At 54.0% G+C, this 18,650-nt stretch carries 18 protein-coding genes; 4 read left to right on the forward strand and 14 right to left on the reverse strand.

Annotated features, from left to right (window positions below; all coding sequences use genetic code 11):
- Positions 1–50: 50 nt before the first annotated feature.
- Positions 51–242 (reverse strand): aspartyl-phosphate phosphatase Spo0E family protein, encoded by a 192-nt coding sequence (locus K1I37_RS13090; RefSeq protein WP_152498723.1) that lies wholly within the window; start codon positions 240–242, stop codon positions 51–53.
- 159 nt (positions 243–401) lie between these two features.
- On the opposite strand from K1I37_RS13090, the gene K1I37_RS13095 reads away from it, so the two are divergent.
- From K1I37_RS13095 to phoU, 4 genes are all read left to right on the forward strand, one after another.
- Positions 402–803 (forward strand): cupredoxin domain-containing protein, encoded by a 402-nt coding sequence (locus K1I37_RS13095; protein WP_021295329.1) that lies wholly within the window; start codon positions 402–404, stop codon positions 801–803.
- A 2-nt stretch (positions 804–805) separates the two neighbouring features.
- Positions 806–1,354 carry a GNAT family N-acetyltransferase gene (locus K1I37_RS13100; protein ID WP_021295330.1) on the forward strand — a complete coding sequence of 183 codons (549 nt, stop codon included), beginning with the start codon at positions 806–808 and terminating at the stop codon, positions 1,352–1,354.
- Positions 1,355–1,661: 307 nt separating this feature from the next.
- Positions 1,662–2,402: a phosphate ABC transporter ATP-binding protein PstB gene (pstB, locus tag K1I37_RS13105; protein ID WP_146824132.1), complete on the forward strand. Its 741-nt coding sequence runs from the start codon at positions 1,662–1,664 to the stop codon at positions 2,400–2,402.
- A 24-nt stretch (positions 2,403–2,426) separates the two neighbouring features.
- Complete coding sequence (phoU, locus tag K1I37_RS13110) at positions 2,427–3,083, forward strand: phosphate signaling complex protein PhoU (RefSeq protein ID WP_021295332.1); 657 nt, start codon at positions 2,427–2,429, stop codon at positions 3,081–3,083.
- Between the two features lie 398 nt (positions 3,084–3,481).
- Here the strand turns inward: phoU and K1I37_RS13115 are convergent, their stop codons facing one another.
- The 13 genes from K1I37_RS13115 to K1I37_RS13175 all read right to left on the reverse strand — a co-directional run bounded on the left by K1I37_RS13115 (position 3,482) and on the right by K1I37_RS13175 (position 18,606).
- Positions 3,482–4,327: a C40 family peptidase gene (locus K1I37_RS13115; RefSeq protein ID WP_021295333.1), complete on the reverse strand. Its 846-nt coding sequence runs from the start codon at positions 4,325–4,327 to the stop codon at positions 3,482–3,484.
- A gap of 415 nt (positions 4,328–4,742) precedes the next feature.
- Positions 4,743–5,831 carry an MGDG synthase family glycosyltransferase gene (locus K1I37_RS13120; protein WP_031217963.1) on the reverse strand — a complete coding sequence of 363 codons (1,089 nt, stop codon included), beginning with the start codon at positions 5,829–5,831 and terminating at the stop codon, positions 4,743–4,745.
- Complete coding sequence (locus K1I37_RS13125; RefSeq protein WP_021295335.1) at positions 5,828–6,466, reverse strand: YkoP family protein; 639 nt, start codon at positions 6,464–6,466, stop codon at positions 5,828–5,830. Before K1I37_RS13125 ends, K1I37_RS13120 begins: the two co-directional genes overlap by 4 nt.
- Positions 6,466–7,176, reverse strand: a complete 711-nt coding sequence (locus K1I37_RS13130; RefSeq protein ID WP_021295336.1) for a polysaccharide deacetylase family protein — start codon at positions 7,174–7,176, stop codon at positions 6,466–6,468. Before K1I37_RS13130 ends, K1I37_RS13125 begins: the two co-directional genes overlap by 1 nt.
- A 42-nt stretch (positions 7,177–7,218) precedes the next feature.
- Entirely contained in the window at positions 7,219–8,385 is a 1,167-nt protein-coding gene (locus tag K1I37_RS13135; protein WP_021295337.1) for an MGDG synthase family glycosyltransferase, read from the reverse strand.
- A gap of 174 nt (positions 8,386–8,559) precedes the next feature.
- Positions 8,560–9,420, reverse strand: a complete 861-nt coding sequence (pstA, locus tag K1I37_RS13140; protein ID WP_021295338.1) for a phosphate ABC transporter permease PstA — start codon at positions 9,418–9,420, stop codon at positions 8,560–8,562.
- Positions 9,417–10,427 carry a phosphate ABC transporter permease subunit PstC gene (gene pstC / locus K1I37_RS13145; protein WP_021295339.1) on the reverse strand — a complete coding sequence of 337 codons (1,011 nt, stop codon included), beginning with the start codon at positions 10,425–10,427 and terminating at the stop codon, positions 9,417–9,419. The genes pstA and pstC overlap by 4 nt, the downstream gene beginning before the upstream one ends.
- A 38-nt stretch (positions 10,428–10,465) precedes the next feature.
- Positions 10,466–11,611, reverse strand: coding sequence for a phosphate ABC transporter substrate-binding protein PstS (gene pstS, locus K1I37_RS13150; RefSeq protein WP_021295340.1), 1,146 nt, complete (start codon positions 11,609–11,611; stop codon positions 10,466–10,468).
- Positions 11,612–11,831: 220 nt separating this feature from the next.
- The gene (locus tag K1I37_RS13155; RefSeq protein WP_021295341.1) at positions 11,832–13,079 is read right to left on the reverse strand and encodes a cation:proton antiporter; all 1,248 of its coding nucleotides are present in this window, start codon (positions 13,077–13,079) and stop codon (positions 11,832–11,834) included.
- Between the two features lie 71 nt (positions 13,080–13,150).
- The gene (menH, locus tag K1I37_RS13160) at positions 13,151–13,972 is read right to left on the reverse strand and encodes a 2-succinyl-6-hydroxy-2,4-cyclohexadiene-1-carboxylate synthase (protein WP_021295342.1); all 822 of its coding nucleotides are present in this window, start codon (positions 13,970–13,972) and stop codon (positions 13,151–13,153) included.
- The gene (gene menD / locus K1I37_RS13165) at positions 13,972–15,711 is read right to left on the reverse strand and encodes a 2-succinyl-5-enolpyruvyl-6-hydroxy-3-cyclohexene-1-carboxylic-acid synthase (protein WP_021295343.1); all 1,740 of its coding nucleotides are present in this window, start codon (positions 15,709–15,711) and stop codon (positions 13,972–13,974) included. The genes menH and menD overlap by 1 nt, the downstream gene beginning before the upstream one ends.
- Positions 15,712–15,724: 13 nt before the next feature.
- Entirely contained in the window at positions 15,725–17,116 is a 1,392-nt protein-coding gene (locus tag K1I37_RS13170) for an isochorismate synthase (RefSeq protein WP_021295344.1), read from the reverse strand.
- Positions 17,113–18,606 carry an o-succinylbenzoate--CoA ligase gene (locus K1I37_RS13175; RefSeq protein ID WP_021295345.1) on the reverse strand — a complete coding sequence of 498 codons (1,494 nt, stop codon included), beginning with the start codon at positions 18,604–18,606 and terminating at the stop codon, positions 17,113–17,115. Before K1I37_RS13175 ends, K1I37_RS13170 begins: the two co-directional genes overlap by 4 nt.
- Between the last annotated feature and the right edge of the window lie 44 nt (positions 18,607–18,650).

An 18,650-nucleotide genomic window follows, 5' to 3' on the forward strand; every position in this document is an offset into this window, starting at 1 on the left:
CGTTATCAGGTATTTTCTCAGTTAAACGAGACCAAGAAACGACAGATTTTTTACACAGGCGGATGGCAGGGGTATAAAGTCGTGTCACCTAGACGCAATTGCTCCATCTGTACGTGAAGAATCAAACGGTCCAACCGTTGGCTTACTTGAATGACTTCTGGGTGTGTAAAACTACCGCAAATTGTGACACACTCGACGAGTTGCTTGCGCAATGTCTCTATCGTCTCCTGAGCATGTAACACATTTCCCCCACCCCTCTCAGACCATCCTACGATTGATTATCTGTGCATTATATCAGAATTTTTTGTCTCAAACGATTGAACTGTGTAAAATCCTGTATCTTTTCGTGATTTTCCGGGAAACGTATGCGCGGAAATCTCTGTTTGAATGGAGTGCGTAAGATGGTTAACGGATTGCCCTTGAAGCAAACGTTCGCATGCGTGGCGACGCTTCTCACGGCAACGGTTGTCATGCCTTCAGTGCAAGCCAAAAGCCATGCCCCGCACAATGAGGTGGTCAACGTCCTCATTACGGATCATGGATTTTCTCCAAACCGACTAATCGAACCGCTCGATACGCCACTTCACCTGCACATTCAAAACGTAGGCAAACAACAACATGAGTTTGCAATCCCAGAATACCGAATTTACACGCGGACGCTTGGCCCTGGCGAGACCTCAGACGTCGAGTTTTCACCGTGGGAATCCGGGACATTCACGATGTACAGCGACCCAGTCGCAGACAGTCAGCCTGAATTTACAGGGCAGTTCATTGTCAAGGATAAAATGAGCAAGGGGCGATAACTTTGGAACACGAACAAGGGTGGTATGAACGACTCGAAAATTACTTTCCCGATCACGAGTTAAAAAGTCCCGAACAAATGAAGGAATTATTTCGCCAACACCCGGCCTACCGCTGCGAACAAACGGACGAGTACCTCATCATTTACGCGGACTTTGAGAACTTTATTTTCATTGACTACCTATTGGTGAACCCCAAAACGCGAGGGAGTGGTATTGGAACCCGCGTCATCGACTCCTTTAAGAGGCGAGGCAAAACGCTCATTGCCGAAGTGGAACCAGCAGACAAAGAAGACAGAGACACGGAAAAGCGAATACGCTTCTACCTGAAAAACGGATTCCATCGGGCGCAAAACATCGCCTATACACGCGAGTCGGCAGACGGCAGCCCGTATTCCATGGACATTTACTATTGGAGTCCCTCGTCGACCTCGGAACGCGAAATTCTTGAGCAAATGGAGGTAGTCTGCGAACAGATTCACAACTACCACGCACACCGCCACTACGGAAGACTACCAGCCGACCCAGACGAAGTTCTGCAATGGAAAAAATGAAATATCATAGCCGTACACGAGCGTCATAACCTATCTATAAACGTGCGTAAAAGGGGCGCCGCGCGGGAAACTCGCGGCGTCCCCCCACCTGTCACAACTTGGTTATACCTTTCATAGATTTACTTTGCATCCGCGAGATCTCTTTACACAAACTTCACTTCAGCCACACATTTCTTTAACACCGGCAAGCTAATCTTATCTTCGGAATCGCATCTCAATCAAAAATTTACTTAGACATCGAAGCAATCTCTTAAAACAAGTGATCTTTTGTCAATCGTGATTGGAGTGACTGTCGGTGGGCAAATCCATGTCCGTGCAAAATTTACACGCCTGGTATGGGGCGCAACATACACTGAAAGATATCAACATCCACCTCGAGGAAAAGATGGCCACGGCCATCATTGGTCCATCGGGCTGTGGTAAGTCAACGTTCATTCGCTGCCTCAACCGCATGCATGAAACGGCTCCGTACGCAAAAGTCCAGGGACAAGTAAAACTGGCTGACCAAGATATTTATTCGCTCGATCCGGTCGACGTACGGCGCGTCGTGGGCATGGTATTTCAAAAACCAAACCCATTCCCGACCATGTCGATTTTTGATAATGTGGCCGTCGGACTCCGCCTTGGCGGAATCAGACGTCAATCCGAACTCCGGGAGCGCGTGGAGCAGAGTTTACAAATGGCTGCGCTGTGGGACGAAGTGAAAGATCGTCTCAATAAACCCGCCACAGCACTGTCCGGTGGTCAGCAACAGCGCCTTTGTATCGCGCGTGCGCTCGCTGTTGAGCCCGATGTTCTCCTGATGGATGAACCCGCGTCCGCACTGGATCCGATTTCAACCATGCGCGTCGAAGAACTTGTTCAACAATTGAAAAATGACTATACCGTTGTCATTGTCACACACAATATGCAACAAGCGGCGCGCATCGCGGACAAGACGGCGTTCTTCCTACAAGGTGAACTGATTGAATTCGGTGAGACGACCACGATTTTCACAAAACCTGTCGACAGCCGAACAGAGGACTACATCACTGGCCGCTTTGGCTAATACACATGATCCGGAGGGACAAGTATGCAACAACGTCAGTCATTTGACATTGCGCTGAAGGAACTAAAGCTGAAACTACTTCGCATGGGCGGCGACATCCAGGACGCCATCCGAATCGCGGTCTCCGCACTGGAGAAATCGAATATCGCTTTAGCACAAGAGGTAGTCGAGAACGATATCGCCATCAACCGCCAAGATCACGAAGTCGAAGATTTGTGTATCCGCCTCATTGCGACGCAACAGCCTGTGGCGACTGACCTGCGCAAGATTATCTCCGGCATGCGACTGTCGATGGATCTCGAACGCATGGGCGACTTGGCCGTCGATATCGCCAAATCGACGATTCGGTTGAACGGGCAGCCTATCTCGCGAAGTCTTGATGACATTCGCGAGATGGCCCACACCATCGACCAAATGATTTCAGAAGCACTAAACGCATATGTAAACAACGACGTGGAGGCTGCGCGACATCTCGCATCTCTAGATGACGATGTCGATCACCGCTACAGAAAACTGGTGGAAGGCCTGTTTGCACACAGCGCCACCTCCCCTTCCGACACATCACAAGCGATGACACTGGCGTTTTGTGGTCGCTATTTAGAGCGAATTGGAGATCACGCGACAAACATCGGTGAAAGCGTCATTTATATTATCTCCGGCGAACGCTCCGATTTGAATTGACGTGCTTTGAAGAACGGTTCGACACAATATGCCATAACTCGTGTTAAATCGGAAATACTGTGACATAAGCTTCACAAATTTTTGCAAAACAATGGATTGAAGTTCACATCTTGGTGATACACTGTTATAGAGACCAATTTGTGAAAAGGGCGTGACGCACGTTGAATTCGACCAAACCGAATGACCCAATACACACGTTGCATCGAGTGATTCGATTTGCCGAACGCATGGCTGTTGCCTTGTCTGTAATGTTAGTGCTGGGTACCGTCAGTTATTTATCCATTAATGCTTGGGTATGACAGCCGTTTACGGTATAGATTCTACAACCAAATGCGCTCCTAAAACAGAAAGCCCGCTTCCGACGTGGAAGCGGGTTTTTTGTTTTCATTCGGACAAAACTATGGTCGACGAGCGCCGACATAATGGGAAGCCCAATAGCTGCTCGTCATATCATCGACTTCGACTTTTTTGCTGGCCGCATTAATAAATTGGCCATTTCCCTCATATATACCATCATGAGAAGCGCCACTTCCGTTCGTATCAAAAAATACGATGTCCCCAGGCTCTAAGTCAGACTTATCGACACTGGTACCGACGCCATATTGACTATAGCTGGTTCTTGGAAGCAGTGTTCCATAATGCGCATACACGTATTGTACGAATCCTGAGCAATCAAAACCGGTACTCGGTGATGTGCCACCCCAAGCATACGGAACACCTTCAAATTGCTCAGCGTACTGTGCAACCTCGTAGCCGAGTGTACTGGATAAGCCTGCTATCGGGGAACTACCGCGGCTGGCGAGCGTCTGTGAGCCGCCCTTGATGGTGAGCTTTTGACCGACATGAAGAACACTGCTGGACGTGAGATGATTCCACGCCTCGAGGGAAGAAAGTGGCACGCCATACTTTTGACTGATGTCCCACAGCGTGTCGCCCGACTTCACGGTGTACGTCGAAGATGAGCTCGACGAGCTTTTCACATCGGAGACCGTTTTGGCGGCAACCTGACAGGATGAGGTCGACGAAGACGACTCTACTGTAAGTTTTTGACCGGGATAAATCGTGTCTGACTTCAATCCATTCAATGACTTGAGGTTTGAAACGGTGGTGTGATACTTCGATGCAATGGACGAAAGACAATCTCCACTGTGAACGGTGTACGTCACCGTTCCGGCATACACGGTAGAGAGGCATAAGCCCATTACAGCTGTTGACGACAAACCCATCAGCAGTTTAAAACGCACAGAAGCTAGCCCCATTTCCGTCCTTGTTCGGGTGACCCAACATTTCATACTTTTTACACGACTAGTCGCACAATATTGTGAATGAATCGATACTTTAAAAGATTTTATGTATGTATTGGGTGTGCAGACTATGTCGAAACAGCGGTCCCCTGCCTCTAGCGCATAGAGAGTGGACTATATTTTGATGCGCTATTGAGATTATAAACTGAAAATCATGTCGATATCAATCATAAAATGATAGAACATGCAGATTGATAGAGGTTTCGAAAGAAACAGACTTTCCGATAGATTGGATAGTTTCCATTGACTTGAATCCGACCAGATTTCGACACCGCTTCGTGGACAAAAGACACACTCACATGCGAGATTGTGCCTTTTTGTCCACCACACCGATGAGAAGGCTTGCGACTCTGCCTCACCGCTTCGCTTGCCACATTTGAACAATGGCTGATGCCGCACGAATGGCTGCATCTGGATGTGCATTGGCAATCGCCGCCCGCGCCATTTCGGCTAAAGACGCCCCGCGATATTGCGCTAAAATCGTCTGAAATTCTTGTCTTGTATAGGCCACCCGCCCTGCTCCGAGTTCGGTTACTACGTGTGCATTGTGCTGCTCCTGGCCCGGCTGCGGCTTGAAAAACAGCATGGGTTTGCCCGACGCCAGACATTCAGAAATCGAGATGCCCCCGGCTTTGGCCACCACAAACGCAGCGCGTTGGACATAAGAGGCGACATCATCAGTAAACGGAATCGCTATGAGCCGCGTCTCCGAGAGCCTTTGTGACCACGCTTCGATTCGCTTTCGCATCGCCTCGTTGCGACCGCACAACACCGCAACCTGACTATCTGGAAATGCTTCTAACAACGACCTTACGACAAACCACAAATCCGGAAATACCCCTCGTCCACCGGCGGAAATCACAATCATCCCGTGCGGTACAGCGGAGTCCACTCGACAAGCGCTGAATGGAGCGCGAATAGGAATGCCCGTGACGAATATCTGGTCACGCCCCGACAAGAACGGTGCTGCCTTCGCAACCATCTGGTCTACGGGCAGTAAATAGAGATCGACATTCGCATGAAACCAGCGACTATGCAACGCATAGTCCGTCAGGACGGTCACAAGAAGAGGTGACTTCGAAAGATCTCGTGGATATTTGACCAGGGCGTGATCGGGAAACAATTGCACGACGACATCGGGTTGATGTGCCCGCAACTCTGCCCACGTGGCGCGGCGCGAAAACAGAGCGAGCAATTTCCACAACACGTGTTTTGGGGATAACGTGCGCGTCCAATTGTAGCTCCACCCGTACACAAAGGGCGCGTGCGCGGTCAAGGTTTCATACAGCCACTCATTGAACGCTGCAACGAGCCGATTCGTCTGTCGGAAGGGATCCACCACAGAAACATGTGCACCATAAACCTCGACGAGGACATCTTCGATGGCGCGCGCCACCTGCCGATGTCCATCACCAAACGAACCATATAACAATAAAACTCTCATGCTCTACCTGTAGGCGATACAGACGTAGCAGCCGTCAAGTTTTCGCGGGTGTCTCGCGTTTCCTGGAGTGCGCTGTTCGTGCCGTAGCGAGCCACGATACTCGCCTTCGATGCGACAACCAACCGCGGTTCCAGTAGCTCGCTATGCGTGCGAAAAATGTCTTCCGCGTGCGGATTGAGCATCCGCAAGACGTTCTTCAAATGCCACTTCGTCAACCGCGTCATCAAACTATGCGCATTGAGCGGCAGCGTTTGAAAACCAAAATGGTCAATGCCACGGTGAATGAACGTGATGCCATAGAGCGCTTTGGCATCCTGATATTTTTCTGCTTGCAACGCCCGTGCAAGCGCCGGAAGAGACCTGCGCGCCTGACGAATCAAGACGACCATCGCACGCACGACATTTTCGTCTTCGCGCAACGCCCGTTCCACCAGTTGGTTGTTCATATGCATTTCAATCACTGGATCAAACCGTTTCACCGACACCCCATCGACAGAGAACGGTCGCCCAGTGTACTTGCGCTTTGTTATGTAAAATAAATGCTCTGCGCCCGGTTCGATGTCCTCCAGACGAAACATCCTGTGGAACATCGCTTCCCACACGTCAAAGACCCTACGGACCACACGCCTTGGCATCATGATTCCCCCAAACAATCACAAATTCTTACGAAGCGCAGCCCTCGCGACCTGACGGCTTCCGAAATCGCAGGAATCGCTCGAATGACGTTCTCGGGAGCCCCTGTTTCAGCACCAAACGTATGGTCGCTGTCGTGGAGCACGATGATGCTCTGATTCTCCAGTTTTCCAACAATCCGGCGAACCAATTCCTCAGGCTCGGTGTTTCGCCAATCGCCAACCATCACATTCCACGTACACAAACGCATCCCGGACCGACGAACAAAAAACAGAGATGCGAGATTTGCCGCCCCCCAAGTCGGACGATATACATGGGGGGTCACGCAAAACGACGCCTGTAACGCTCGCGCAGCGCCCACACATTGCATGCGTGCAGCGAACGGATGAAGTAATGGTACGAACCAATGGCGGCTGCCATGAACCTGAACATCGTGACCCTCTTCCAACATACGTTCAACGATTTCCCGATACTCTTGTGCGCGCTCGCTTAACACAAAGAATGTCGCCTTGATATCCTGAGCTTTGAGCTCATCGAGTAAGCGCGGCGTGTACACAGGATTCGGTCCATCGTCGAACGTCAGCGAAACAGTATCTGGAAGCCCTGTCGTTTGCATCGAATGCTTACAAACCCGCGTCCAAAAAGTCGGCCAGGCAGAATAAATAATCCACAAAATCAGGACAATAAAAATTACCAAGAGCCACCAGCCCAAACGTACGCCCCCTCATATCCAGACTTGGTTCGAAAACCCGTCCTAAGTCATCTGCAACTCAGACGGATACGCCTGAAGGGGTGTTGCAACAATTCCATCTGCGAGATGAAGCAGCCTATCTGCAATGTGCTCCGCTGCACCCAACACAGGGACTCGATGGGCCGCGCGTCGCATCTCTTCGAGAATCGCGGGTTCCCGTGTCACTCGGTCGAGAAACGCCTGTGCCTCCTCCGCATGCTGGGCTCGCACAGCCACGCCTGCCCGGACGGCAAAATCAGCATTGATTTCTTCCTGTCCCGGAATCGGTTTGAACAATACCATAGGTATGCCAATCGCCATCGACTCGGTCAGCGTCAGGCCCCCAGGTTTTGTCACGATGACATCTGCCGCAGCCATCAACCGATCGATCTCACTAGTAAAGCCGTACACCCGCACCCTATCGCTCTTTAATTGCGCGAAGCGACGCTCCAGACGACGGTTTTGGCCACAGACGATAAGATACTGCAATTCCGAGTTTTGGATGAACGTCTCCCACTCAGGCGCGTCACCCAACACGCCGCTACCGCCACCCATGAGAAGAACAATCGGGACAGACGGTGACAACCCAAGTTGTAGAATAAGCTCTGTCCGATGGCTCCGCAAAAAGTTGACTGCATCCGCACTGAACTTCCTGCGCAGCGGAATCCCGAACACATCAATTTTTTGAGGCTGTACCCCAAAATGTTCCAAGTCCCGACGCACTTCGTCAGTCGCCACGAAATAGTGATCAGAATACTCGTGGTACCACTGACGATGCGCCGTGTAATCCGTAACGATGGACACGTTCGGAACACGAACCGTACCGTGTCTGCGCAACTCACCGACGACCCCCATGGGCGTAGGGAACGTGCTAGCAATGATATCTGGTGCGAATAAGTCAATATAATCCTGTATGCGCGTTATCCCAATGTGGTTCACATATCGCTGCAACGGGGAATCCGGCTCAAGCCTCGACATCGACTTATAAAACAATCCGTACAACCCAGGCGCCTTCTGCACGCCTTGAATCAGGCTGAACTTTGCGAATGAACGCAAGGCTGGGTTTAACAAGCTCACATAATCCACAACCTCGGCGGACGCGCCTCTGTCTTTGAGGGCCTCCTGCACTGCGTACGCCGCTTGATTGTGGCCAGCGCCAAATGACGCCGTTAAGAGCAAAACGCGGTGCAATCGTCTCATCCCCTTGACAACATTCCACATAACGTATTGTAAACCCCCGAGTGGAACTGGACAACTTGAATGTGGTACGTTTCGACAACAACCCCCATGGCGCAAAGAAGCGGAGAAGAATCGTCTTCTCCGCTTATCCTATTCAGTTGCATGTCCATATAGCCATGGGATTGATTAGTGATCACGTCGACCATAGCCTGAAGTCTTCCAAACAAGGGCTCGAACGCCTAATTGAATCAGCAAAATAATCACCAACAACACGAAGGCGGCGGCGTACGCGAGGTTGCGCGCATCTTGATACGGTTGATCTAAGTAGCTCCACACCACGTACGTTAGATACGGCACCTGATCATGTGTCAGATGCAGCGATGGATAATTTGTACTCCATCCCGCCGTGTACAACAGCGGTGCGGTCTCGCCAAGCCCGATTGCGATAGCCAACAGGATTCCCGTGGCGATGCCCCCGGCGGCGGGCCGCCAGATAGCGCGGCTGATGGCCTGGAATCGCGTCATGCCGAGCGCCCAAGCAGCCTCTCGCTGCGCGTGTGGTACCTGGCGCAAACTGGTTTCCGTCGTGCGCAGAATGTACGGCAGCATCATAATCGTCAGCGCAATTCCGCCGGCGAGCGCCGAAAATCCCCAATGCCAGTGCAACACCATCAAAAGATAGCCAAAATAGCCGATGACAATGGAGGGAACCCCTGACAACACCTCTGCCAAAAACCGCACAATACCAGCCGTCCGATTTCCGGCAAATTCGGAAGTGAATACACCGCCTAGGATGCCGAGTGGCGCTGCAAACACAATCGCAATAATCACCAGTTCAAATGTACCGAGAATCGCGTTGGACAAACCGCCCGCCGTCCCGTGCGTCGGCTGCACCAGCATCGACCAGTGAAACGCGCGAACCCCATGCCATACCACGGATACAATCAGGTCAAAAAGTGCGAAAATAACCAGCGCACTAGCTAACCAAGCAAACCCCCAACCAATAAACCCACTGACTTTTCTCCGCCTGCGACGCGCTGTAATCATCCATTTGCACCTGCCTTCACTGAACGACGACGCGTTGTGCGATTGACGAGAAACCGAGCCAGCAAGTTGGTGAACAGCGTAATGACGAGCAGGACCAACGCCATTTCAGACAGCGCGTGAACCGCCATGCCTGTCGCGTCCGTCTGCGCACTGTCCAGCTGGTTGGCGATAAACGCCGCCATCGTCGAGATAGGGCTATAGATGTTGTGTGGCAAAATGTTGATGGCGTTGCCACTGACCATCAACACCGCCATCGTCTCGCCCATGGCCCGTCCCCAACCAAGCGCAATGGCACCAACCAGTCCGTCTTTGATAAACGGTAAACAGATATAACGAACGGTCTCCCACGTGGTCATCCCCAGGCCAAGGCCCCCTTCGCGAGCCAAGAGGGGCACCTGACGAAACAAATCGCGCGCGGTGGCTGTAATAATCGGGACAATCATCATCGCTAAGACGATGCCGCTCGTGAGCAGGCCGTAGCCACTGCCAGTGGATCCACCCAAAAACGGAATAAACCCAAACACACTGCGCAGAAACGGTCCAAACTGGTGGCTCACCCAAGGCGCGAGAACGAGAATCCCCCAAAGGCCAACGACCACACTTGGAATCCCTGCGAGAATTTCAACGAGAATACTGAGGACGAACCCAATCGGTCCGCGCACTCTGTAAGCGAGAATCATCGCTGTCAAAATCGACACTGGGATGGCAATAATGAGTGCCAAAACGGAACTCGCAACCGTCCCGACGATAAACACGAGCGCGCCATAGGACGCACCAGATGGTACGCTGACGCCATTTTTATGAATCATCGATCCATACAAGCTGCCCATATTCCATTGAATCGTACTCATAAAATGCCAGCCCATATAGTGGATGGTCGGTATCGACTGAACGATGACAATGATGCCAATGGCCAGCAAAAACAGCACCGGGCTACTGGCACAGATGCCAGTAGCCACTTTGAAAACTCGGTCTGCTGCTTTGGAGGCGCTAGAAACACGACGCATATATTGATGCCTCCATCGTCTACAAATTTATCGCGGAATTACTGTCCTGCTTTAATCGAATCAATTTGTGCTTGACTGAGTGGCTCGACGTTGCTTGGAAGCGGCAGGAAGTTCACCGGCGTCAAGTACTGCGAGCTGTTGCCCTTGCTTGGGTCAATCGCCCAGTTCAAGAAGTTCTTCAACGCCGTCGCTTTGTCCGCACTCGGCTGTGTTTGTTTGACAATCAGGTACTCGAAGTTGATGATGGGGTAAGAGTTTGCACCAGGCTCGTCAATCAGCGAGATGCGCTCGTCCTTCGGCACATTTTGTGCGCCTGCGGTCGCTGCCGCCTTGATATTGGCCGTGGTCGGGAGGACAAACTTGCCGTCCTTGTTCTCCAAGGATGCATAGCCCAAACCTTCCTGTGTGGCCTTGTTCAACCAGCTAATACCGACATAGCCGATGCTGTATTGGTTTTTCGACAGTGCGTCGACGACGCCGTCGTTGCCTTTCGCGCCAATTTCAGCGGAAATCGATGGCCATGAAACGGTTGTATTGTATCCTGGACCGTTTTTCCAATCGCTGTTCGCGTCCGTAAGGAACTGGGTGAAGAGGAACGTATCACCAGAGCTATCGGAACGCGTGACCGGGATGATTTCGTGATGAGGCAGGCTGACACCCGGGTTCAAAGCTGCAATCGCGCTGTCATCCCAATACTGAATCTTGCCTTCGTAAATCTTTGCGATGACGTCGCCACTGAGTTTCAGGTGGTCCTTGATGCCTGGAAGGTTATACATAATCTGTTGTGCGGATACGGCGACTGGGATGTTGAGCATGCCCGGCGATTGTTGCATTTGGGCGTCCGCGAGATATGCGTCAGAAGCGCCGATATCTACGGTGCCTGCAATCGCCTGCGAGATACCCGTACCACTACCCGTGGAAGCAGCCGTCAATTGAACGTTGGAGTCAACCGATTGATAAGCGGTAACCCATTGGTCGTTAAACAGTGGATAAAGGAGCGACGAGCCCGACTCAGCTAGTTTCACAGGGCCGGAAGTACTTGCGTTTCCCGAACCAGCGCTTGTGTTCGAAGCCGTGTTCGCAGTATTGTTCGTGGACGAATTATCCGTGCCGCAACCGACAACAGCGACGATGGTAGCAAGTGCAGCGGCACCGGCGAAAATTTTGTTTGAGCGAAGAGACATTATTTGTTTCCTCCCTGACCCCGTTTTGGTCGTCGTGATATGTCCTAACAGGGCCAAGGATAGCAAGGCAATGTGAAAATCAAATAGACAAGGTGTAAAGACTTTGTAAAGTTTCGATGTAAAACGACACGTTCTGTACCATCAAGGGTAGACATCCAACACCGCTGGACAAGGTCGACGCTGGATGACAGCCCGTCCGTTTGTATTTATGTAAGGTGTATTACAAATCCTCTGGTTTCTCCTGACGCGCTAGTCCTAAACGCTTGGCCACCGCGCCCGTACTTGTGGCCTGAATGAGAATCGTGCAGAGAATCGCCAAGAATGTCACCGCGAGAATCGTCTGCGCTTGCGGAATCCCCTTTGCCACAGCCGTGCCAGCTAGAGCCGCCGGTATCACGCCCGTTTCGCGCACCCACGTCATGAATATGACCTCACGGCCGTTCCACTTCGCGACGCGATCAAACAAAACAGAGCCGAATACCGTCGCTGGACGCGCGACGAACATCAAAACGGCCACTATCAACAAGCCGACCCACAAGTGCGCGTACACGACTTGAAAATTGACCTGCGTGCCGAGCATGACAAAAATCAAAATGCGCAGCATGAGCGTCAGCACGCCACCCGTATGTTCAATATGACCTTCTGTCTCGCTCGCAAGCGGCCAACGCAACGACCGACCGTTGCCAGTCATCACGCCCGCGGCAAACGCGGCCATAAAACCGCTTGCATCCAACCGACTGGCGACCACATAAGCGCCAATGGCACACACAAACATGACGACAGACCCTAGTTCGTGCAAAATCCCCCACGCTTTTTGAGAGACGAGTAACATCGCCAACATTCCGAACACCACACCCACTGCAAGCCCGATAAAGGCGTCGTGAAAGAACTTGAGGACCGCAGGCCCAATAGACAATCCTCCACCCGTTTGTACCGCCGTCATCAGCATTAAAACCAGTACTGATGCCGTCGCGTCGTTAAAGGCGGATTCCGTCTCCATCGTCTGTTGTAACCGCTCGACAATCGGCACGCGGCGAAAGACGGGAATTAATGTCGCAGGATCAGTGGACGCCATGATGGATGCCAAGAGAAGTGACCAAACCCAAGGCGTATGTAGGAAATAATGTACAGCCACACCGACAATCAGCGCACTGATGAGTACGCCCGTGGTAACCAACAGAGAAATGCTGACATACACGCGGCGAAGTACGTCGAAGCGCACAGCGCGCCCGCCATCGAATAAAATCAAGGTCGCACCTAAATAGACGATGAACTGGTTGGCTTGCGACTGACTGGGTGCATCGACGATATGGAGCACGGACGGCCCTAGCACAATGCCTAACACCAAATATGCAGCGACATCGGGAATGCGCGGCTTTTCTGAGAGTTTACTCACAATTAAACCGAGGCCGAGGATGATAAACATCATCATCAGCGCCTGCTCCCAGCCGCCCCCTAAATGTAACAACGACAGTCCTCCTCATCGATTAGAATCGCATCATGCAAACTGGCACCCATCAACACAGCCCACCCAAAAATTCACGGGTTCGCCAAAAACGGGACGATCACGTCAAGAAATGCCTCCGGCTGCTCCAGATGTGGTGTATGGCCGGCATGTGCAATCATCGCCGTCTCACAGTCCGCAATATGTCGAGCCATCTCCGACGCAATCTGTGTAAATTTCACATCCAGCTGTCCTGTCACAAGTAACGTTTTCGCCGCGACGTCTGACAAATGTGTCCACATCTGCGGCTGCGCGCCTGTTCCAATCCCGCGCAAGCTCCCTGCCAGTCCCTCAGCTCGCTGGGCCATCCGAATCGCTCGCTGCCGCAAGAATTGTGCAGCAGGCAAGTTTTTCTGTGAGGCAAATAAGGGAATCTCTTCCCATCGCGCAACAAATGCGGCGACCCCGTGTTCGAGAATAGACGCCGCGAGCGCTTCGTCCGCTGACCGCCGCGCCGCCCGATCCGCCGCTTCGCGAAGCCCAGGTGAAGCGCCCTCGAGCACCAAGCGCTTTACGCGCGACGCGTACTTCGCGGCAAACGACAAAGCGATGCGGCCACCCATCGAATAGCCAAGGACATGTGCGCAATCCACCTCAGACGCGTCCAACAACGCCGCCAGATCCGCCAGCGTCTCGTCCATGTGATAACGCGCCGAGTCCGCCGGCGCTGCGGAGGCGCCATGCCCCAAGAGGTCCGGCGCAATGCAGCGAAACTGAGGAACCAAGCGAGCCAGAAGGGGCTCAAAGACTTCGTGACTGCCAGTGAACCCATGCAACAAGAGCAATGGTGTGCCAGAGCCAGCCTCGGCCACATGGTAGTCGACGCCACGAATCGAAAGTGTACGTTTCGTCCACATCAGTCCATCACCACCCGGAGTGCAGCCTCAACCTCTTGGCGCAACCGCTGATACAAACCCGCGCTCTCGGCATTGTCAAAACGCACCTCAATGACCTGCAACCCATTCTGTCGCGACGTGGCCTGACGTGTTGCCTCGGCCAACGCCGCCTCGTCTGCAACGCGCGTGAAACGACCGCCGTACGCGTTCACCATCTCCTCGAATTCGAGTCCGTGCGGCGTGGTAAAGTAACCAAGTGTCTCCTGACGTTGTGCTTGGCTCAAATGTTGGAAGATGCCCCCACCATCATTGTGCACCAACAATATCGTCAAAGGCACCGAAAAACGCCGTGCCGCAAGTAATCCGTTCAAGTCGTGATAAAACGATACATCCCCCAAACACAACACGGTCGGCTCTGTTGGCCTGCCCGCGGCCACGCCAAAGGCAGTCGAAACAATCCCATCAATGCCGCTCACCCCGCGGTTGCCATACGCCACAATCGGAGGGCGGGGTGATGCGAGGGCGTCGAGATCGCGAATAGGTCGACTGTTGCCAATAAACAATTGTGCGCCTTCTGGCAACGCAGCCACAAACGAACGAAGGGCCGCCCCCTCGAACCAATGCGCCTTCGTGAACGTTGCGACGACGGATGCGACTGCCTCGTCCGCCTGTTTCCAGGCCTGCACATACAAATCCCAAGTAGCTTTTGGTTCGAGTCCGCGACCTGCCAAGTCGCGCAGCAGCGCCAACACATCACCCGCGATGACATCTGTCGCGACAAACGACGCATCCCGATACCACTCCGACTCGTCAGCCACAAACACGCGTGCACCCTTTGCCGCATGTTGCAAAAATGTCGACATCGACTTCGAGGTCGGCTGTCCACCAAAACGCACAACCAGATCTGGCGCGGGCATCGTGTCTCCCACAGCCGTCAACAGCAAATCAAAATACTGCACCTGCGTCTTCGCTTCCTCACCGGGGACAAACCGCGCCTGCGACAGCACGTCGGCACAGAGGACAATGCCGTGTTTCGCGCAAAACGACGCGACAGCCCGACCCATCTCTGCGGATGGCTGCGGTCCGATGACGAACATCGGCCGCTTGGCCGTTTGCAGCGCGTGATACAATGCCTCGACTCCAGACGCATCTGGCAGGGCTTGCGCCGAGCGATACAGCGACGGAATCGAAATCTGATGTGCATCGGTGAGTTCCGCGCGCGGCGGGAGCATTAAGGGCTCGACAAATGGGTAATTCACGTGCACCGGCCCGGCAGGCGCGGCCAAGGCGACCGCTGTTGCCCTCGCCGCCATCGCAGCGGCGTGCCTCGCCAATTCCTGCGTTCCATCCGGTACAGGCAGTTCCAACGCCCACTTCACGTGCATCGCGTACATCCCCGGTTGTCGGACCGCCTGGTTTGCCCCCACGTCGCGCAACTGATGCGGCCTATCCGCCGTCACCACGAGCAACGGAACGCGCGCCTCAAACGCCTCCATCACCGCCGGATAATAATTCGCCGTCGCCGTCCCCGACGTACAACAAAGCACCACCGGAACGCCAGTGGACTTTGCGAGGCCCAGTGCAAAGAAGCCGGCGGATCGTTCATCGAGATGCGAATACACCGCTATCTCCGGATGCTCTGCAAACGCGAGGGTCAGCGGTGTATTGCGCGATCCCGGCGAGACCACAGCCGCCTTCACCCCAGCGGCGGCCAACGCGTCGACGAACGCGTGCACCGGCCACAAATCCCAATTTGCCATGCCCAAATCCCCTTCACCCGAGCGCAAGCCGCATCGGTGTCAATTTCATTTCTGTCTCCTGCCATTCATCCGCCGGGTTGGAGGCGGCGACAATGCCGCAGCCGGCATACAACACCGCCTGCGGATAGGCAACCGCTGCACTCCGCAGTGCGACACTGAGCAAGCCGTTGCCGCCTGCGTCCACATAGCCGATGGCTCCAGCGTAATACCCCCGCGGCCACCCCTCGTGCGCGCGAATAAACGCGAGCGCTCGCTCGAGTGGCACGCCGCCGACGGCTGGCGTAGGATGCAAAAGCGAAGCCGCATCAAACAGATGCTTGCCCTCCCTCAACTTCGCCCGGACCGGCGTGTAGAGGTGCTGTACATTCGCTAGTTTTTTCAACACAGGCACATCTGGAACCGCCATCTCTTCGGCCACCAAGCGCAGCCTGTCGGTCACCACCCGCACTACAGCGGCGTGTTCCTCGCGGTTTTTGTCGCTGTTCAGCAACGCGTCGGCGAGCGCCTGATCCGTTTCAGGGGTGTCCCCACGAGCCATCGTCCCCGCCAGACAGTCCACTGCCATCAGCCCGTCTTCGACCCGAACGAGTTGCTCAGGGCTCGCCGCAATGAACCAACGTCCATCCCAAGCGAGTGCAAACACATGGCTGGTCGCGTACGTCTCGAGTAACCGCGCCAGTGCCTCAGAAAGTGACACGCCAATCGTCACCGGCGTCTGTCGAGCAAGGACCACCTTCGCCATCTCGCCCCGCTGCAATTCGCCGACGGCCTTACGGATGAGCGCCTCCCATGACCGGGCGTCGTGCACTGTACCAACTGAACCGTGCTTCACTTCAGGTGACACCTGGTCGTTCGTGCCCGCTCCCGAATGGAAGGCAGTCTTCCCGTCATCCGCCGCACCCGAAAGCACCTCGCCAATGGGCTGCAGCGCCTCGTTTACTTCCGCTATCGACAAGCCATTTGGCAACACCGCAGTCACCGTGACCATTTGCTCACTACCTTGCCGCTCCAACGTCACGGTCGGGACGAACCACAACGCGTGCGGCCAACCAGAGAGCGTGCCATCGACAGGTTGGGTCGAGTCAAACACGAATCCACCAAACCAGGTGACCGGGATGCTTGGCACGTTCTTGGCGCGGATGGCCATCTGAATGTCGCCCAACGCGTCCGGCCCATTCCCCGTAAGCTGAGTGGCCGCCCCGAGTCCGAGCGCCGTGCGATGCGTCTTTGGATCCGACGAAAACACCGCCGGCACAGCTATCTGCCAGCGCACGAACGTGTGAAGCGGTATCTCAAGTGGGATCTTCACGCGCACAATGCGCTTGTCCTCCCACACAACTGCCGCATCATCGGCGTAGGTATGCGCCAGTTTGCCCACCATGTCTTCCCACGCCATCCTCTTCATTGCAAGCGCTCCTTTAAAATCCGCCGCAGCAATTTCCCAGAGGCATTACGCGGCAATTCGTCGACAAAATAAAACGCCTTTGGCACTTTATATCCTGCCAGCAACTGGCGGCAATGATTGGCGAGTGCCAATTCGGTCATCTCCACTTCGGATGCTTTGACGACGAACGCAACAGGCACCTGCCCCCAAGTGGGATCTGATTGCCCCACAACCGCCGCCTCACGCACGCCCTCGTATTGGACAAGGACGGATTCAACTTCCGCGGGATAGATATTCTCTCCCCCCGAAACGATGAGGTCTGCCCGCCTATCCAACACGTAAAGAAATCCTTCTTCGTCAAAAACACCGATATCGCCGGTATAAAACCAGCCATCCCGGAACGATTTTGCATTGGCGTCGGGACGCTTCCAGTAGCCTGAAATAACCGTTGGGCCCTGGACGACAATCTCGCCCTCCACCCCAGCCTCGTCCGTGAAGCCATCAGGCGTTGCAATGCGCACGCGCATATTGGCCAGCGGCTTGCCAGAACTACCGACCTTACGCAATGCGTCCGCAGATTGTAAAGTCGTCGCTTGTGTGTTCGTCTCAGTCATTCCATAACTTTGATTCACGGGTATCCCAAGCGCGAGCGCCCGTGCCACGAGCGATTTTGGCGCTGCGCTGCCGCCTAACAACACACAACGCAGTGCCGGTGGATACCCTGCGCGCCGATGTTCAATGAGGCGTTGGAGCATGGTCGGCACAACCGAAACCATGGTGATATCACCGCTATCCAGCGCTTCATTGACAGCCGACACGTCAAATCCGTTGTGAATGACGACCGTCGTACCGTAGATGAGACTGCGGATAAGTACTGCCATACCCCCGACATGAAATAACGGCATCGGCACGAGCCACCTGTCCGCCGGCGTGAGTCCAAGTTGCATGGCAGAGGCCATCGCGCCCCACCAGTGGTTCTGATATGTAATTACAGCGCCCTTCGCGACGCCTGTCGTACCGGATGTATAGATTATGGCGTGCATGTGGGTCAGCTCAATGTCCGACCGCTCTACCCGCTCTGTGGTCCGCTCAATGGACTCAAACGCCCGACCGCCATACCGCGGTTGCACATGTTGCAGAACGTCTCGCGCCAGTGTCGCCCCACCTTCGTCAAACAACAGGATCGCGACCTCGGCATCCTCCACTTGCTTGGCCAACTCAATGCCCGTGAGCCGCCAATTCAGCGGTACGACAACTGCATTGAGCTGCATGATGGCGTGCATCATGAGGGCGTACTTGACGCCTGTCTTGGCGATGACCGCAACCCTATCGCCCTCTGTGACCCCTAATATCCGCAACGAAGCCGCGTACTCACACGCGGCATCGTAAAGTTCTCGATATGTCCAGGTCCCCTCCGGCGCGACGAGGGCCGGATGGTCTGGATGATGGATGGCGCGTCCTCGCAGCCAATCGGGAATTGAACGGACGGATTGCACCTCGAAACCGTGCATTCAACACACCTCGACTCAATTCAAAGCTAATCGCGCGTCATGCC

The organism is Alicyclobacillus acidoterrestris (genome assembly GCF_022674245.1).
Lineage (GTDB): Bacteria > Bacillota > Bacilli > Alicyclobacillales > Alicyclobacillaceae > Alicyclobacillus > Alicyclobacillus acidoterrestris.

Excerpts from the sequence above, each read along its gene's own strand:
- menD (WP_021295343.1), bottom strand. The coding sequence starts at position 15,711 with ATGGCAAATTGGGATTTGTGGCCGGTGCACGCGTTCGTCGACGCGTTG.
- pstS (WP_021295340.1), bottom strand. The coding sequence starts at position 11,611 with ATGTCTCTTCGCTCAAACAAAATTTTCGCCGGTGCCGCTGCACTTGCT.
- K1I37_RS13175 (WP_021295345.1), bottom strand. The coding sequence starts at position 18,606 with ATGCACGGTTTCGAGGTGCAATCCGTCCGTTCAATTCCCGATTGGCTG.
- menH (WP_021295342.1), bottom strand. The coding sequence starts at position 13,972 with ATGTGGACGAAACGTACACTTTCGATTCGTGGCGTCGACTACCATGTG.
- pstC (WP_021295339.1), bottom strand. The coding sequence starts at position 10,427 with ATGCGTCGTGTTTCTAGCGCCTCCAAAGCAGCAGACCGAGTTTTCAAA.
- pstA (WP_021295338.1), bottom strand. The coding sequence starts at position 9,420 with ATGATTACAGCGCGTCGCAGGCGGAGAAAAGTCAGTGGGTTTATTGGT.
- K1I37_RS13170 (WP_021295344.1), bottom strand. The coding sequence starts at position 17,116 with ATGAAGAGGATGGCGTGGGAAGACATGGTGGGCAAACTGGCGCATACC.
- K1I37_RS13120 (WP_031217963.1), bottom strand. The coding sequence starts at position 5,831 with ATGAGAGTTTTATTGTTATATGGTTCGTTTGGTGATGGACATCGGCAG.
- phoU (WP_021295332.1), top strand. The coding sequence starts at position 2,427 with ATGCAACAACGTCAGTCATTTGACATTGCGCTGAAGGAACTAAAGCTG.
- pstB (WP_146824132.1), top strand. The coding sequence starts at position 1,662 with ATGTCCGTGCAAAATTTACACGCCTGGTATGGGGCGCAACATACACTG.
- K1I37_RS13125 (WP_021295335.1), bottom strand. The coding sequence starts at position 6,466 with ATGCCAAGGCGTGTGGTCCGTAGGGTCTTTGACGTGTGGGAAGCGATG.
- K1I37_RS13095 (WP_021295329.1), top strand. The coding sequence starts at position 402 with ATGGTTAACGGATTGCCCTTGAAGCAAACGTTCGCATGCGTGGCGACG.